Source organism: Alistipes sp. AF48-12 (assembly GCF_003477565.1).
Lineage (GTDB): Bacteria > Bacteroidota > Bacteroidia > Bacteroidales > Rikenellaceae > Alistipes_A > Alistipes_A hominis.
The window spans coordinates 51451-67626 of the sequence record NZ_QUDJ01000006.1; the positions used below are offsets into that span (position 1 = coordinate 51451).

At 55.1% G+C, this 16176-nt stretch carries 14 protein-coding genes, 1 tRNA gene and 1 pseudogene; 14 read left to right on the forward strand and 2 right to left on the reverse strand.

Annotation, left to right across the window (positions count from 1 at the left end):
• Positions 1-90: 90 nt before the first annotated feature.
• The 12 genes from DW082_RS14970 to rpiB all read left to right on the forward strand — a co-directional run bounded on the left by DW082_RS14970 (position 91) and on the right by rpiB (position 12773).
• Positions 91-1203 carry a beta-galactosidase gene (locus tag DW082_RS14970; protein WP_259335522.1) on the forward strand — a complete coding sequence of 371 codons (1113 nt, stop codon included), beginning with the start codon at positions 91-93 and terminating at the stop codon, positions 1201-1203.
• A gap of 966 nt (positions 1204-2169) precedes the next feature.
• Entirely contained in the window at positions 2170-2793 is a 624-nt protein-coding gene (locus DW082_RS05080; protein ID WP_118457656.1) for a 4'-phosphopantetheinyl transferase superfamily protein, read from the forward strand.
• A gap of 290 nt (positions 2794-3083) precedes the next feature.
• The gene (locus DW082_RS05085; RefSeq protein ID WP_259335523.1) at positions 3084-4934 is read left to right on the forward strand and encodes a glycoside hydrolase family 36 protein; all 1851 of its coding nucleotides are present in this window, start codon (positions 3084-3086) and stop codon (positions 4932-4934) included.
• Positions 4935-5194: 260 nt separating this feature from the next.
• On the forward strand, positions 5195-6046 hold the full coding sequence (gene hisG, locus DW082_RS05090; RefSeq protein WP_055202117.1) for an ATP phosphoribosyltransferase: 852 nt from the start codon (positions 5195-5197) through the stop codon (positions 6044-6046).
• Positions 6046-7329: a histidinol dehydrogenase gene (gene hisD / locus DW082_RS05095; RefSeq protein ID WP_118457660.1), complete on the forward strand. Its 1284-nt coding sequence runs from the start codon at positions 6046-6048 to the stop codon at positions 7327-7329. Before hisG ends, hisD begins: the two co-directional genes overlap by 1 nt.
• A gap of 92 nt (positions 7330-7421) precedes the next feature.
• Positions 7422-8444, forward strand: a complete 1023-nt coding sequence (hisC, locus tag DW082_RS05100) for a histidinol-phosphate transaminase (protein WP_118457662.1) — start codon at positions 7422-7424, stop codon at positions 8442-8444.
• Between the two features lie 2 nt (positions 8445-8446).
• Positions 8447-9571 (forward strand): bifunctional histidinol-phosphatase/imidazoleglycerol-phosphate dehydratase HisB, encoded by a 1125-nt coding sequence (gene hisB, locus DW082_RS05105; protein ID WP_055202121.1) that lies wholly within the window; start codon positions 8447-8449, stop codon positions 9569-9571.
• Positions 9568-10149: an imidazole glycerol phosphate synthase subunit HisH gene (gene hisH, locus DW082_RS05110; RefSeq protein ID WP_055202123.1), complete on the forward strand. Its 582-nt coding sequence runs from the start codon at positions 9568-9570 to the stop codon at positions 10147-10149. Before hisB ends, hisH begins: the two co-directional genes overlap by 4 nt.
• Positions 10146-10901 (forward strand): 1-(5-phosphoribosyl)-5-[(5-phosphoribosylamino)methylideneamino]imidazole-4-carboxamide isomerase, encoded by a 756-nt coding sequence (gene hisA / locus DW082_RS05115; RefSeq protein ID WP_101571380.1) that lies wholly within the window; start codon positions 10146-10148, stop codon positions 10899-10901. Before hisH ends, hisA begins: the two co-directional genes overlap by 4 nt.
• Positions 10895-11650: an imidazole glycerol phosphate synthase subunit HisF gene (gene hisF / locus DW082_RS05120; RefSeq protein ID WP_055202127.1), complete on the forward strand. Its 756-nt coding sequence runs from the start codon at positions 10895-10897 to the stop codon at positions 11648-11650. Before hisA ends, hisF begins: the two co-directional genes overlap by 7 nt.
• Positions 11647-12249 carry a bifunctional phosphoribosyl-AMP cyclohydrolase/phosphoribosyl-ATP diphosphatase HisIE gene (hisIE, locus tag DW082_RS05125; RefSeq protein ID WP_118457664.1) on the forward strand — a complete coding sequence of 201 codons (603 nt, stop codon included), beginning with the start codon at positions 11647-11649 and terminating at the stop codon, positions 12247-12249. The genes hisF and hisIE overlap by 4 nt, the downstream gene beginning before the upstream one ends.
• A 59-nt stretch (positions 12250-12308) precedes the next feature.
• On the forward strand, positions 12309-12773 hold the full coding sequence (gene rpiB, locus DW082_RS05130; protein WP_101571382.1) for a ribose 5-phosphate isomerase B: 465 nt from the start codon (positions 12309-12311) through the stop codon (positions 12771-12773).
• An 84-nt stretch (positions 12774-12857) separates the two neighbouring features.
• Here rpiB and DW082_RS14270 read toward each other — a convergent pair whose 3' ends face one another.
• Entirely contained in the window at positions 12858-13079 is a 222-nt protein-coding gene (locus DW082_RS14270) for a hypothetical protein (protein ID WP_145996507.1), read from the reverse strand.
• Here DW082_RS14270 and DW082_RS05135 point away from each other — a divergent pair.
• Positions 13053-13125, forward strand: a tRNA-Gly gene (locus tag DW082_RS05135). The genes DW082_RS14270 and DW082_RS05135 overlap by 27 nt on opposite strands.
• A 249-nt stretch (positions 13126-13374) precedes the next feature.
• Positions 13375-14593 (forward strand): annotated as a pseudogene (locus tag DW082_RS05140) (site-specific integrase).
• A gap of 296 nt (positions 14594-14889) precedes the next feature.
• Here the strand turns inward: DW082_RS05140 and DW082_RS14690 are convergent.
• Positions 14890-16155 carry a hypothetical protein gene (locus DW082_RS14690; RefSeq protein ID WP_220452641.1) on the reverse strand — a complete coding sequence of 422 codons (1266 nt, stop codon included), beginning with the start codon at positions 16153-16155 and terminating at the stop codon, positions 14890-14892.
• Positions 16156-16176 lie beyond the last annotated feature (21 nt).

Here is a 16176-nt window from a genome sequence, read left to right on the forward strand (position 1 = left end):
CCGCTCGCACCCGAACGCTGCGGCCGTACCGGACAGCTACCCGTTCCTGTTCGGGGCCCAATACTACCGCGCCCCGACGCCCGAAACGGAGTGCTGGGAAACGGATCTGAGTCGCATGAAAGACTGGGATTCACCGACGTTAAATTCTGGGTGCAATGGCGCTGGAACAACCGCAGAGAAAACGAATACGATTTCGGCGACCTGGATCGTCTGACAGACCTCGCCGAAAAAAACGGACTGCGAGTAACGTTCAACACCATTTTCGACGTGGCCCCCGTCTGGCTTTATGAAAAATACCCCGACGCGAAACAGCTCGCCAACGACGGACGGAGGATCGAACCCTATACGGTGGGGCATCGTCAGGGCGGCGGCCACCCGGGCCCCTGTTACAACCATCCCGGAGCGCTCGAAGCCCGCAAAGCGTTCATGCGACAGGCGATCCTGCATTTCCGCGACCGCAAAGGAGTCCGTTTCTGGGACGTCTGGAACGAACCGGAACTTTCGTTCCCGCAGCGCGACGCGCAGCTCGACCGCCTGGTCTGCTACTGCGACCACTGCCGGGCGGAATTCATCGGCTGGCTGCAACGGAAATACCGCGACATCGAAACCCTCAACCGGATCTGGGGCCGTTGCTACAACGACTGGGAAGAAGTCGAACTGCCCCGCAACACGGAAACGATCAAGGACTTCATCGACTGGCGGCTTTTCCACAGCTACACGATGACCCGCGAAGCTCAATGGCGGTTGGAAATGGTGCGCGAGCTTGCGCCCGAACAAGCGGCCTACCTGCACGTAGTCCCCAACACGATGCAACCGTTCAATGCGGTAAGCACCTGCACGGACGATTTCGCAGTAGCCGAAATGTGCGACGTTTTCGCCGCCACGATGAACAACGGGCCGTTTTTCACGCCGCAAGTGCTATCGGCGGCCGGGGTAAGATATGTTACAACGTCGAAAGCCATATCAACGGCGGGGGAATTACGACGCATCAGGCCATGCTGGGCATGGACGATCTGCTGCACGACTTCATTCCGCAAATCGGACTGGGCATCAAAGGATTCCTCTTCTGGCAGTACCGACCCGAGGTGCTGGGCATCGAAGCGCCGGCGTGGGGTCTCACGCAGCTCGACGGAACCGACCGCGAGATCACCCGAGCCGCTTCGCGGTTCGTCCGGACACTGGCCCCCGTCTCCGATAAACTGATGCGCTCTTTCCCGCAAGCCCCGCAAATAGGCATCTGGAAAAGCGCCGACAACGAAATTTTCCACTACTGCATGTTCCGCAATTTCGACGGGCTGGCCGCCGGCGTAAACGCCTATGCGGAATACTGCTATCGCAACAGTTACGGTTACCGCTTCGTCAATTCGGAAGGACTGGAACGACTGGACGGCATCCGCGTGCTGATCCTCCCCGACTGCTACTACCTTTCCCAACGCGAAGCCGAAGCCATCGACGCCTGGGTGCGAAAAGGGGGCACGCTACTGGTCGAAGCGCACGCAGGAGGCTATAACGACGACACGGGCCGGCACAGCCGCACGCTGCCCGGTCTGGGGCTGGACGACAAATGGAACCTGCGCGAAAAAAATACCACCTCCACGTTCCGGCTCAAGCTCGACACGCAGGAAGGGGTCAACGTCCGCCTGAGCGAAGACGCCGCCAAAGCATTGCGCGACTTCGGCGTATCGGGAGGGCCCTACGTCCCCGTCGCGATGCGAAACGGGGACATCCTCTGGGGCGCGCTGCGCTATGCCGAACTGGACGCTCCGGATGCCGACACGCTCGGGGCTTTCCGCCCCGGAACGGCCTGCATCGTCCGCAAAAAAATCGGCGACGGAACCCTGTATTACTGCGGAACCAACGTCGGCGAAGGCAGTTTCAAAAACAAGGCGGCTTTCGACGCGCTGCTCGGCGAAGTGCTGCGCACCGGAAATGCCGCGCCGACGCTGGGCGCCCGGGGAGGCGTTCGCGCCGATGCGCTATACGAACGGGATCGTCTGAATTTCATCGCCCTACGCAATCCCGGCGCGGAAGCCCGCCCCGTTTCGCTCGGCTTCGAAGGCCGCGCGCGCGGCCTGTTCTCCGGACTGGAGATCGAGGGCGGCAGAGAAATTTCCGTTCCGGCCGGTTTTTGCGACCTGTTCACCGTCGAACCCGAATAACCGTCCGCCCATGCCTCTGATTTACCGATCCGAATTGCCGAACGGGCTGATCGCGCTGTGGAAAATCGACGAAAGCGAAACCGAATTGAGATCGCTGTGCACCCCGCAAGAGCGCATTTACGCCTCTGAGCGCCTCACGACCGGGAACCGTCGCAAAGAGTGGCTGGCATGGCACGCGCTGCTGCACGAAACGACGTCTCAGGCCGAAACCGGCTACGATCCGAACGGAGCGCCGGTGCTGAAAAGCGGAGAATACATCGGCGTAAGTCACACGAAAGGTTACGCTGCGGTCATCATCGCAAAGACTCCCTGCGCGGTAGACATCGAACTGCGTAACCGGAACTTTTTGAAAGCCGCTCCGAAATACCTTTCCCCGGACGAACGGCAACGGTTCGGCACGGAGGGCGACCTGCCGGGTAAAATCTGGTGCGCCAAAGAAACGCTTTACAAATGGGCCCGAATCCCCGAAACCGACTTCTTACGGGACATCCGGATCGACGCTGTCGATCCGGTCTACGGTACGCTGCGGGGAACGATCCGGGAATACGGCGTCACATTGCAAGACTGTTCGAATGAAACCCTTTTTATGATCTATTGTTTCGGAAACCGCATTCCGGAAAGAGAAAACAGGTAAAAACCGCCGTTTTTTTCTATCTTCGCGCTGCGAACGCCGCACTCTAACTTCAAACGATAAAACATGACTATCTCTACGCTGATTAGGACCGCCGTCCTGCTACCGGCTTTGACAGCCGTACTACTGGCAACGCTCCTTGCATACAGGCGCAGGTCAAACAACGGATCGCCGTTCCGGAAGACGCCGGCCGGTGGATTACGACTGCGTTTGCCAAAGGAAAAGTTCCGCCGTTCTCGTTCGTTTACGGAGGAAAACCGTCGGCCGAATTCATCCGCAAATGGAAGCATACGATGCAAAAAGAGCAAAGCGACGATCCGCAGGTGGTCAAATACCGGATCTCGTACCTCGACCCGGCGACCGGACTGCGGGCCGACTGCCACGTGACCGGGTTCCGCGAATTCAATGCAGTGGAGTGGGTAATGAATTTCACGAACACGTCCGCTGAAAACAGCGATACGCTGGAACAGGTAAAAGTAGTAGATTATACGATGGAAGCCGCAGCAGACGGGGATTTCAAGTTGTTGCACGCCGAAGGCAGCTACGGATCGCGGGCCGATTTCCGTCCGATCCTAACCGAACTCGGCGCAGGGGATTCGATCCGGATGGTCCCGGAAAACGGCCGGTCGTCCGACCGAACCGCCTTTCCGTTTTTCAACCTCGGATCGCCGGACAAAAAAGGAGTGGTCGTAGGCATCGGCTGGACGGGCAGTTGGTACGCAGCGCTGTCACACGGAGGCAAAGCCGCCACGCTGAATTCCGGCATGGAAAAAATGAAACTGTACCTGCTGCCCGGCGAATCGATCCGCACGCCGCGGATCTGTATGCTGTTCTGGCAGGGCGACGACCCGATGGACGGCAACAACCGTTTCCGCCGCTTCATGCTGACGCACCACACCCGCAAAATCGACGGCAAATTCGCCGAATACCCGCTTTCGGCGGGATTCGACTGGGGCGATCCGGCCCCGTGCAACGAGTACGGCTGCCTGACCGAAGAGTTCGCCGTCGCGCTGATCAACCGCTATAAACAGTTCGGCATCGTGCCGGAAGTGTTCTGGCTCGATGCGGGCTGGTACGAAGGTTCTGGCGGGCCGGATTTCTCCGGCGGCAACTGGTCGACCTGCGTCGGCAACTGGATTATCGACAGCACCCGTTTCCCGCGCGGACTCAAACCGCTGTCCGACGCGGCGCACCGGGTCGGGGCGAAGTTCATGGTCTGGTTCGAACCGGAACGCGCGATCGTCAACAGTTGGCTCGCAAAGACGCACCCCGAATGGATGCTCTCGTCCTCCGATAAAAATCCGGTGCAATTGTTCGACCTCGGCAACCGGGAAGCCTGCGCCTGGCTGAGCAAATACATCGGCGACCTGCTCGAACAGAACGGGATCGACTACTACCGGCAGGACTTCAACATGGGCATCAGCCCGTACTGGGAAGCCAACGACGAACCGGGCCGCACCGGTATGAAGGAGATCCGTCACGTCGAAGGGCTTTATAAATTCTGGGATTACCTGCTCGACCGCTTCCCCTGCCTGATGATCGACAACTGCGCGGCCGGCGGCCGGCGGCTCGACCTCGAAACGATGAGCCGCAGCGCGCCGCTGTGGCGCACCGACTACCGGTACGGCGAGGTAAACGGCTACCAGTGCCACACTTACGGGCTGAACTTCTTCCTGCCGCTGCACGGCACCGGCATTTACGGCACCGACGACTACAATTTCCGGTCGAGCCTCAGCAGCGCGATGGTCATCAACTGGGAGATCACCAGCATCCGCGGCTCGATTCCCGACATGCAGCGGGTGATCGCCGAATACAAGGAACTGCGTCCCTACTTCTACGAAGATTATTATCCGCTGACCGGACTCGGCGACCTGACCGGCGACGACGTATGGCTGGCCTATCAACTGAACAAACCGTCGGACGGCACGGGCATCGTCGTTGCGTTCCGGCGCAAGGACAACCCGCAAGATTCGACCGTCGTGAAACTGAGGGGACTCGACCCGCAACAGGTTTACAGCGTGCAGAACGGCAACGACGGCAAAATCGCCGAAAAAACAGGAAAAGAACTCGCCGACGGACTGACGCTCGAAATCGGCGAAGCGCCGGGATCGCTGCTGCTGAAATACGGCCCTGCGGAAAAATAGAGCTTTGCCGACAGCGAAATCTTCGAAAAATGTTTTGTTTCTTAAAATTTTAAGCTAACTTTGCGGCATAAAAGAACGGAATATGTCACAGTTTAACCACATTCACGTGCATCATCATCACCTACGTCCGTCACGGTAGGCAACAGCGTGTTTGTATGAACTGAAACCGATATTCAATCACACGAAAGAGGCTTACCCGATTACGGAAGCCTCTTTTTTATATCGTTCAATCCGGTACGAAACAACTAAAAAACGAAAATATGTTACGAATTGCCATTCAGGCCAAAGGCCGACTCAACGAAGAGAGCGTGGAACTGCTCGCCGAAGCGGGCGTATCGATCGAAGAAAGCAAACGCAAGCTGCTGACGCGCTGCGACGATTTTCCGCTCGAAGTGCTGTACCTGCGCGACGACGACATTCCGCAGGCCGTTTCGATGGGCGTCGCCGACGTCGGGATCGTCGGTCTCAACGAAGTGGAAGAGAAAGGGTTCGACGTAAAAATCGCCCACAAGCTCGGATTCGGCAAATGCCGCATTTCGCTCGCCATCCCGAAAGCCGACGCGTACGACGGGATCGGCTATTTCAACGGCAAACGGGTGGCGACGTCCTACCCCGTCATCCTGTCGCGTTTTTTCAAGGAAAACGGGATCAACGCGGAGATCCACGAAATCGCCGGCTCGGTCGAGATTGCTCCGTCGGTCGGGATGGCCGACGCCATCTTCGATATCGTCAGCTCCGGCGGCACGCTGGTGACCAACGGGCTGAAGGAGGTCGAAAAAGTGCTCTTCTCGGAAGCGGTGATGATCTCCAACCAATCGTTGTCGGAAGAGAAACGTCAGATCCTGTCGCAATTGCTGTTCCGCATCGAATCGGTCGAGCGCAGCCGCGGCATGAAGTACGTGCTGCTGAACCTGCCGCACGAAAAAATCGACGAGGCGATCCGCATCCTGCCGGGCATGAAGAGTCCGACGATCCTTCCGCTGGCTCAGGAAGGCTGGAGTTCGATCCATGTCGTGATTAACGAACGCGAGTTGTGGAGCAAAATCGAACAGCTCAAGACGATCGGCGCAGAAGACATCCTCGTTCTCTCACTCGAAAAAATGATCTTGTAATGGAAATCCTGGTAAATCCCGACCCGCGCGAATGGGGGCCGCTGCTCAGCCGCCCGCAGATCGACCGTTCGGTGATCGGACAACGGGTAGCCGATATCCTCGCCTCGGTGAAAGCCGGAGGCGACAAAGCGCTGTTCGAACTGACGCGGCAGATCGACGGGATCGAACTGAAATCGGTCATCGTCACGCCGGACGAGATCGAACAGGCAACGGAGAACGTTTCTCCGGAACTGAAAGCCGCCATCGCGACTGCCGCCCGCAACATCGAAGCGTTCCACGCGGCGCAGCGTCCGCAACCGGTCGAACTGGAAACGATGCCGGGCGTCAAGTGCATACAGCGCGCCGTGCCGATCCAGCGCGTCGGGCTCTATATCCCCGGAGGTTCCGCCCCGTTATTCTCGACCGTGTTGATGCTGGCGATCCCGGCGCGCGTAGCCGACTGCAAAGAAATCGTTCTCTGCACCCCGCCCGATAAAAACGGCGACATCGCCCCGGCGATCCTCTATGCCGCCTCGCTGGCCGGCGTAGACCGTATTTTCAAAGCGGGGGGGGCGCAGGCGATCGCGGCGATGGCTTACGGCACCGAAAGCATCCCGAAAACGGATAAGATCTTCGGCCCGGGCAACCAGTACGTCACCGTCGCCAAACAGCAGGTCAGCACCTCGACCGTGGCGATCGACATGCCGGCCGGCCCGTCCGAAGTGCTGGTAATGGCCGATTCGGGCGCCGTGCCCGCTTTCGTGGCTTCCGATCTGCTGTCGCAGGCCGAGCACGGGAGCGACTCGCAGGCGATTCTGCTGACGCCGTCGCGCGGTTTTGCCGAACAGGTGGTCCGCGAAGTGGAACGACAACTGGCCGAACTGCCGCGCCGCGACATCGCGACCCGGGCGCTGGACAACAGCCGCATCGTCGTAATGGACAGCGAGGACGACCTGATCGCATTCAGCAACGCCTACGGCCCGGAACACCTGATCATCTCGATGGAAAATCCGTGGGAAATCGCCGAAAGAATCACCGCAGCCGGAAGCGTCTTCATCGGAAACTATACTCCCGAAAGCGCGGGCGACTACGCATCGGGCACAAACCATACGCTGCCGACCTACGGCTGGGCGCACGCTTACAGCGGCGTGAACCTCGACAGCTTCCTACGCAAGATCACCTACCAGGAGATCACGACCGACGGACTCCGCGGCATAGGGAACGTCATCGAAACGATGGCGGGGGCCGAAGGGCTCGACGCGCACAAAAATGCGGTGACGATCCGGCTGAAAAGCCTCGGGTAAACGACGCCGCGAAAAACGCCCGGCAGGCCGCGACCGGTTGCGGAAACGCCTGCCGAACACACAGTAGCGAAAACAAGACAAAGACACAAACGATGGATATCCGCGAACTACTCAGAGAAAACATACGCACGCTGGCCCCCTACTCGACCGCGCGGGACGAATACCAGGGCGAATTGGGCATCTACCTCGACGCCAACGAAAACCCGTACGACAACAACTACAACCGCTACCCTGACCCGCATCAGAAAAACCTGAAACGGAGGCTGGCGGAAATCAAGGGCGTGCCGGTCGAAAAGATCTTCATCGGCAACGGTTCGGACGAACCGATCGACCTGGTGTTCCGGTTGTTCTGCGAACCCCGGCGGCACAATGCGGTGTCGATCGCCCCGACTTACGGCATGTACAAGGTGGCGGCGGCGATCAACGACGTGCAGATGCGCGAGGTGCAGTTGGAGCCCGGTTTCACGCTGGATGCGGAAAAGTTGTTGGCGGCGGCCGACGAGAACACCCGACTGCTGTTCCTCTGCTCGCCGAACAACCCGTCGGGCAACTGTTTTCCGAAAAAAGAGATCGAAAAGGTCATCCGCCGTTTCAACGGCATCGTGATCCTCGACGAAGCGTATATCGACTTCGCCGGCCAGCCGGGCTTCCTGTCCGAACTAGACGAATACCCGAACCTCGTCATCCTGCAAACGCTGTCGAAAGCATGGGGCATGGCGGGCCTCCGGCTCGGGTTGGCTTTCGCACAACCGCTGATCGTCGATACGCTGAGCCGCGTGAAATATCCGTACAACATCAACGTCGTGACGCAAAAAATCGTCCTCGAACAGTTGCGGAAATCCCCCGACGCGCAGATCGCCGAAATCGTTTCGGAACGCGGACGCGTGCTGGAAGGACTCGCGAAAAACCCCGTCATCCGGAAAATCCACCCGACGGACGCCAACTTCGTACTGGTCGAAGTGGACGAACCGCGCACAATATACGACCGCCTGATCGGGGCGGGCATCATCGTTCGCGACCGCTCGCGAATCAAAGGATGCGAAGGCTGCCTGCGGATCACGATCGGCACGCCGAAAGAGAACGACCGGCTGCTCGAAACCCTGAAAAAACTGTAACGATGAAACGCGTACTTTTCATAGACCGCGACGGAACCCTAATCAAGGAACCGCCGGTCGATTACCAGGTCGATTCGTTCGAAAAACTGGAATTTATGCCCGGAGCGATCACGGCCATGAGCCGCATCGCTACGCTCGGTTACGAGCTGGCGATGGCCACGAACCAGGACGGATTGGGAACGGCGAGTTTCCCCGAAGCGACGTTCTGGCCGGCGCACAACCTGATGCTCAAAACGTTCGAAGGCGAGGGCGTTCGCTTCGACGACATCCTGATCGACCGTTCGATGCCCGCCGACAACGCCCCGACGCGCAAACCGCTGACCGGGATGTTCGGCAAATACCTCGGCGGAGACTACGACCTGAAAAATTCGCTGGTCATCGGCGACCGCACGACCGACATCGAATTGGCCCGAAATCTCGGCGCAAAGGGAATCTTATTGCAGCCCGTCGAAGCGGGACGCGCGATATTGGCCGAAAGGGGCCTTGCGGAACACTGCGTGCTGATCACCGACGACTGGAACCGCGTCTGGCAATTCCTGCGCGCCGGCGAACGCACCGCCGAAATCGCCCGCAAGACGCGCGAGACGGATATCCGCGTGGCGATCGACCTGGACGGCAGCGGGTCGTCGCACATCGACACCGGACTGAAATTTTTCGATCACATGCTCGAACAGATCGTGCACCATGCCGGAGTATCGCTGATCGTCGAGGTCAAAGGCGACCTTGAAGTGGACGAACACCACACGATCGAAGATACGGCCATCGTGCTCGGCGAAGCGGTTTACCAGGCGCTCGGATCGAAACTCGGCATCGAACGCTACGGTTTCTGCCTGCCGATGGATGAATGCCGGGCCAGCGTGCTGATCGACTTCGGCGGCCGGATCGACTTCGACTGGAACGTCCCGTTCCGCCGCGAGCGCATCGGCGACGTGCCGACCGAAATGTTCCGCCATTTCTTCAAGAGCTTCGCCGACGCCGCACGCTGCAACCTGCACATCGCGGCCGAAGGCGAAAACGAGCACCACAAAATCGAGGGCGTGTTCAAGGCCTTCTCTCGCGCGCTGCGGATGGCCATCGCCCGCAACGGCTTCAAATTCGAATTGCCAAGCAGTAAAGGAGTATTATGATAGCAGTAATCGACTACGACACCGGCAACCTGCGTTCCGTCGCCAACGCGCTCGGACGACTGGGAGCCGAATACCGGATCACCGCGTCGCCGGACGAGATCCGTTCGGCCGAACGGGTATTGCTGCCCGGCGTCGGCGAAGCTTCGACCGCGATGGAAAAACTGCGCGAACGCGGACTGGTCGAGACGATCCGTTCGCTCACGCAGCCCGTACTGGGTATCTGCATCGGCGTACAGTTGCTGTGCCGCCGCAGCGAGGAGGGCGACGCCGAGTGCATCGGGATTTTCGACAACGAAGTGCGTAAATTCACGGCCGAAGGGCTCAAAGTACCGCACATGGGATGGAACAGCATCGGGAACCTGCGTTCGCCGCTGCTGGACGGTATCGCCGAAGGTTCGTACGTCTACTACGTGCACTCGTACGCCCCGACCGTCAACGGCGACACGATCGCCACGACCGTTTACGGCGAAACGTTCAGCGGCGCGATCAACCGCGGCAACTTCTTCGGGACGCAGTTTCATCCGGAAAAAAGCGCCTCGGTCGGCGAACGCATCCTACAAAACTTTTTAACGCTATGATTGAGATTATCCCGGCAATAGACTTGATCGGCGGCCAGTGCGTCCGGCTGACGCAGGGCGACTACGACCGCCGTACCACCTATTACAAAGACCCGCTCGACGCGGCTCGACGCTACGAGGACTGCGGCATCCGGCGGCTGCACCTGGTCGATCTGGACGGGGCCAAGGCCGCGCACCCGGTCAACCTGAACGTGCTCGAACGGATCACCGTTTCGACCTCGCTGCAAGTGCAATACGGCGGCGGCATCAAAAACGCCGAAGCCCTGCGCGACGTATTCGGCAGTGGGGCCGCCCGCGCGATCTGCGGCAGCATCGCCGTCACGCAGCCCGATGCGTTCCGCGAGTGGCTGGCCGAATTCGGCTCCGCGAAGATGATCCTCGGCGCAGATACCCGCGACGGACGGATCGCGATCAACGGCTGGCTCGAAGCCGCTACGGTGGGAGTCGAAGAACTGATCGGATCGTTCCGCGACGCAGGACTGTCACAGGTGATCTGCACCGACATCGCCAAGGACGGTATGCTTTCAGGCCCGTCCGTCCCGCTGTATCTGCAACTCCAAAAAACGTTTCCGGAGATCGACATTACGGTCAGCGGCGGCATCAGCTCATGGGAAGACATCGAAGAACTCGATCGGAACGGACTGCGCAGCGTCGTCGTCGGCAAGGCGATCTACGAAGGACGGATCCGTTTCGAACAGCTCGAAAAATACATGCTTACAGTACGAACCGACAAAAAACAACAACGGTGTTAGCGAAGAGAATCATCCCCTGCCTGGATATCAAGGACGGGCAGACGGTCAAGGGAATCAATTTCCTCGAACTGCGCGGCGTCGGCGACCCGGTCGAACTGGGACGCAGGTATGCCGAAGAGGGAGCCGACGAACTGGTTTACCTCGACATCAGCGCGTCGATGGAAGGGCGCAGGACTTTTGCCGAACTGGTGACGCGCATCGCCGCGAACATCAACATCCCGTTCACGGTCGGCGGCGGCATCGCGTCGGTCGAAGACGCCGGACGGCTGCTGACCGCCGGGGCCGACAAAGTGACCGTCAACAGCGCGGCCGTCAATAACCCCGATCTGATCAGCGATATCGCGTCGAAATACGGCAACCAGTTCGTCGTCGTGGCGATCGACGCCAAACAGATCGACGGCCGGTGGCGCGTGACCACGCACGGCGGACACCGGCTGTCGGACAAGGAACTGTTTTCGTGGGCCGCCGAAGCGCAGCGGCGCGGGGCCGGCGAGATTTTATTCACGTCAATGGACCACGACGGCACGAAAAACGGCTACCCGTGCGAAACCTACGCTCGGCTATCACAAATGCTGTCGATCCCGGTGATCGCTTCGGGCGGAGCCGGAACCGCGCAGCACATCGCCGACGTATTGACCGAAGGGCGTGCCGACGCCGCCCTTGCCGCCAGTATTTTCCATTATGGGGAGATCCCGATCCCCCGCCTGAAACAGGAGTTGAACAAACTGCATATACCTGTCAGATTATGATAAAATTCAGTGAATTGAACACAACCAAGCGTTGTGAGGGACTGGTTCCCGCAATCATCCAGGACGACAATACGCGCCAAGTCCTGATGCTGGGCTACATGAATGAGGAAGCCTACGACAAAACCGTGGCCGAAGGTCGCGTGACCTTTTTCAGCCGCGCGAAAAACCGTCTGTGGACGAAAGGCGAAACCAGCGGTAACTTCCTGAACGTCAAAAGCATCGTCAAAGACTGCGACGACGACACGCTGTTGATCCGCGTCGTACCGGTCGGCCCGGTTTGTCACAAGGGAACGAAAACCTGTTTCGGCGGACGCGAAAACGAAGGATTCATCGGCGAGCTGCAAAGCGTAATCCAGCAGCGCCACCGCGAAATGCCGGAAGGTTCGTACACCACGAAACTGTTCACCAAAGGCGTTAAGAAGATCGCACAGAAAGTAGGCGAAGAAGCGGTCGAAACCGTCATCGAGGCAGTAGCGAACAACAATACGGACGTGGTTTACGAAGCATCCGACCTGATCTACCACCTGCTCGTACTGCTCGAAAACCAAGGCCTGTCGATCGCCGACCTGGAAGAAGAACTGGCCGAACGACACAAGTAGGCATAGAAAATGCGGGGCTTTTCATTATCTTTACAAACCGAAACGCTAAAACTAAAACTATGGACAATAAAAAAATCGGAATAGCCAGCGACCATGCCGGCTACCAACTCAAAGAATTCGTAATCGGTTACCTCGACTCGAAAGGCTACGACGTGTACGATTTCGGCACCAACTCGGAAGAGAGCTGCGATTATCCGGACTATGCCCACCCGCTGGCCGAGGCCATCGAAAAAGGGGAACTGCCGCGCGGTATCGCGATGTGCGGTAGCGCCAACGGCATCACGATGACGCTGAACAAACATCAGGGAATCCGAGCCGCCCTTTGCTGGGAACCCGAAATCGCATCGTTGGCACGCCGCCACAACAACGCCAACGTCTGCACCATGCCGGCGCGGTTCATCAGCACCGACACGGCCCGCGAAATCGTCGATATTTTCCTGAACACCGAATTCGAAGGAGGCCGCCATCAGGCTCGTATCGATAAGATTCCGTTGAAAAACTGCGGCTGCGGAGAGAAAAAATAATTTTCGAACCGAAGACGAACGCCGGCGGATTTCCGCACGACGACCGAATGCGCGAAGGCAGGGCACAAAACCCTGCCTTTCATTTCATCCCTCAAAAATTTTCGGCATAAAATCGGTAAAAACCGCAATTTTTTTTTCGTAATAATTTGTAAAATTAAATTTTAATCGTACTTTTGCATCACCAAAACGAAGCGCTTCACCAGCAGAGAAAGGGGAAGAGGGAGCACGAAGAAAGAGATTTGCAGAGATAGAAAGGAGAAGAGTTCGTTTTATTATTTTGCGGAAATAGCTCAGTTGGTAGAGCACAACCTTGCCAAGGTTGGGGTCGCGAGTTCGAGTCTCGTTTTCCGCTCTTAAAGCCTTGATAAAGAGGCTGCAAAAGACAGAAAAATCCTTATGTATCAATGATATGTAAGGATTTTTTATTTGGGGGGCCGCTGAGAGAAAAAGCAATGGAAAGCAGCTTCGCGTGACCTTGTTCGCGACCTCTCGGCCGTGAGCGGAAAAAGGTCACGATTTGAGGGTTATTTCGCTGTATTGCTGCATCTTAACCAGTAACATTTCTGTGCTGCAAACGTATAACTATTAAAGCCGAGCAGTCATGGAAAGAAAGACTTTCAGCGTGGTTTTCTTCTGCAAGAAAACCAAGGTAACACGCAAGGGCGTCGCCCCGATCTACGTCCGGATCACCGCCAACGGACAGTCCACCGAGATTTATACCCAATGTCAGGTAGAGCCGAAAAAATGGAATCAACGGCTGGAACGCATCCCGTTCCGCGACAAGGTATCGATGCGGATCAACCAGATCGTTGCCAGCTATCGAGCCAATATCCTCGCGGCATACGATCAGCTTATCTGAGAAAACAAAGAGCCGACCTGCTTTGCCATGAAGGAACGGCTGTTTCGTCCCGGTGCGGATTCCCGCCCCTTTCTTACCGAGCTCGCCAAATATTACGACAAGCGGCAGAAGGAAGTCGGCGTCCGCATTACCCAACTGACCGCAAGCAAATACCACCGCTTGCTCAGGTACTTGCGGGAGTATACACGGGTACAGTACGAGAAGGACGACTTACCGCTATCGCTCGTGGATTATGAATATATCGACGGTTTCAATACCTTCCTGCAAACGGCGCATAACTGCAATAACAATGATGCAGTGAACCTGCTTTGCTGTCTGAAAAACTTTAATCCTCTACGCCATCCGCAACGAATGGATCGAAAAGAATCCGTTCCGGCATTACAAAATGAAGATCGATAAAACCAACGTAAAAACGCCTTTGACTAAATCGGAGCTCGATCTGTTGATCCGTAAACAAATGCCCAACGATCGGCTCGACCGCATCCGTGACGTGTTTGTCTTTTGCTGCCTGGCAGGATTGGCCTTCACCGATGCCGATCATTTGCGCCGCGAGCATCTCTCGACCGACGAACAGGGTACGCAGTGGATACACAAGCCCCGCGAGAAAACAGCCGTAATGAGTCGGATTCCGCTATTACCGTATCCGATCAAGCTGCTCGACAAGTATGCGAACGATCCGGAGCTTCAGGTCAAAGGCAAACTATTGCCCGTGCCGAGCAACCAGAAGATGAACAGTCACCTCAAAGAAATCGCCGCAATCTGTAACATCGGTAAAAACCTGACGACACATGTAGCACGTCACACGTTCGCCTGCCTTGCCATCGAATACGGGATGCCGATCGACATCATCGCCAAGATACTCGGCCACACCAACGTCAACATGACCCGCCATTATGCAAAAGTATCCGAAGCGAATATTAGCCGCGAAATGCAGAAAATCGGGAGTATATTGAATAGATAGTGATGTATCAGGCTAAAACCAGTCTTCGGGAGCGTCAAAATCCTGAACCGGCTTTGCATCCTCTTATTATGTATATTTCATAAAGAATTGCAATAGTCTAAAAGTTGGACTATTACCTTTTCAGATAGGACAAGGTAACGAAAAGACAACGGTTCTATGACACGTCCACTATGTTATAGATTGATCATCTTCAATTTAAGATTTAATTTAACATGATAAGATCGGTATTTATTTACCAAATTTTCAAAATGGATTTTTGAACTCTTTTCCCTCAGAATTATTACCTACAAATGAAACTATTCATATCTTCTAACTAAATCTCGTTTCGAGGGTTCTAAATACATGATTTCAGGAGCGAAGACAATCTGTTTCTCATCAACAAATAATACTAAATCCTTTAGCCATTCCATATCTTCAAAAGTAAATCCATATTTAAGTAACCATATCTCTTTCTCATCATTTGTCCCATATCTCAAATAATTACACATATTTTTTGCTCGTATATCTTGAGTTCGGTCATAATATATGGAGCATGCTGCACATAAAGGATCTGCTAATGATAAGGAAATTACTTTGTCAATATAATCATAGGTGTCAAAAACTATTCTGTCATAATCTATGTCTTGTACCTTTGTACCATAAAATAAATAACTGCGTCTAAGATTTACATTAGGGATTGGACTCGCAACGGCCGTAAACCTAATCATTAAAGAATTAAGACGGGCTTCTGCTTCTACTGTGGAGATTAGGCCATTATTTTTTAGTTTTTCAATTTCTTTCTGTTGCACTTTTTTTGAAAAAAATCGATATCTCAAAGATATAATTTCCTTAAATGATTTACCTCTAATTTGCCACAATAAAATAGGGATTGCAGTAGATAAAACCGACTGTTCGGCAGAGGTCAATTCATTTCTTCTCATATGAGCAATAAAAATATCTTTGAACGCATTGCGGATTAGTTTTCTCCGATATTCGGTCAATTGGTAATATTCATCCCCAGATATTATATTATTTTCAGAGAATAGATTATTAAGAATATACTCAACGTTATTCATAACCTCCTCTGAGGATAATCGTTCCAATTGTGAATCAGCTAGATTAGCCTCATCGTTAAAACTATTATTTTTTATCGCTTCAACAAGGTCTTTGTAATCTTCTGGAATCGTGTCAACTTCGTCGTCTAGTCGCGATCGATTACTAATGATTGGAGTAATGCCAAATCTTTGAGTAAATTTTACTAAATTCCTTTTTTCAATAATTACATATCCATATTCAAAATTATTCTGTTGACGCGATGTCCGTCCGGCCCTTCCTATTAGATTTTTCAGAGCCAATGCTTTAAAATTTTCTTTGTCAATAATATTTGAATTTCCACCATCAAATCTAAAGTTGTCAATCCAAACTACATCGAATGGCATATTTATTCCTTGCAATAAAGTCGATGTAGCAAAACAAATATGTGAATATCCAGATTTTACGAAATTCTCGATAAGTAATCTAGCCCTTAAAGGAATAGACCCGTGATGAATAACTACACCTCGCCTCATTAGGTCTACTAACAAAGAATATTTTTCCGCATCATT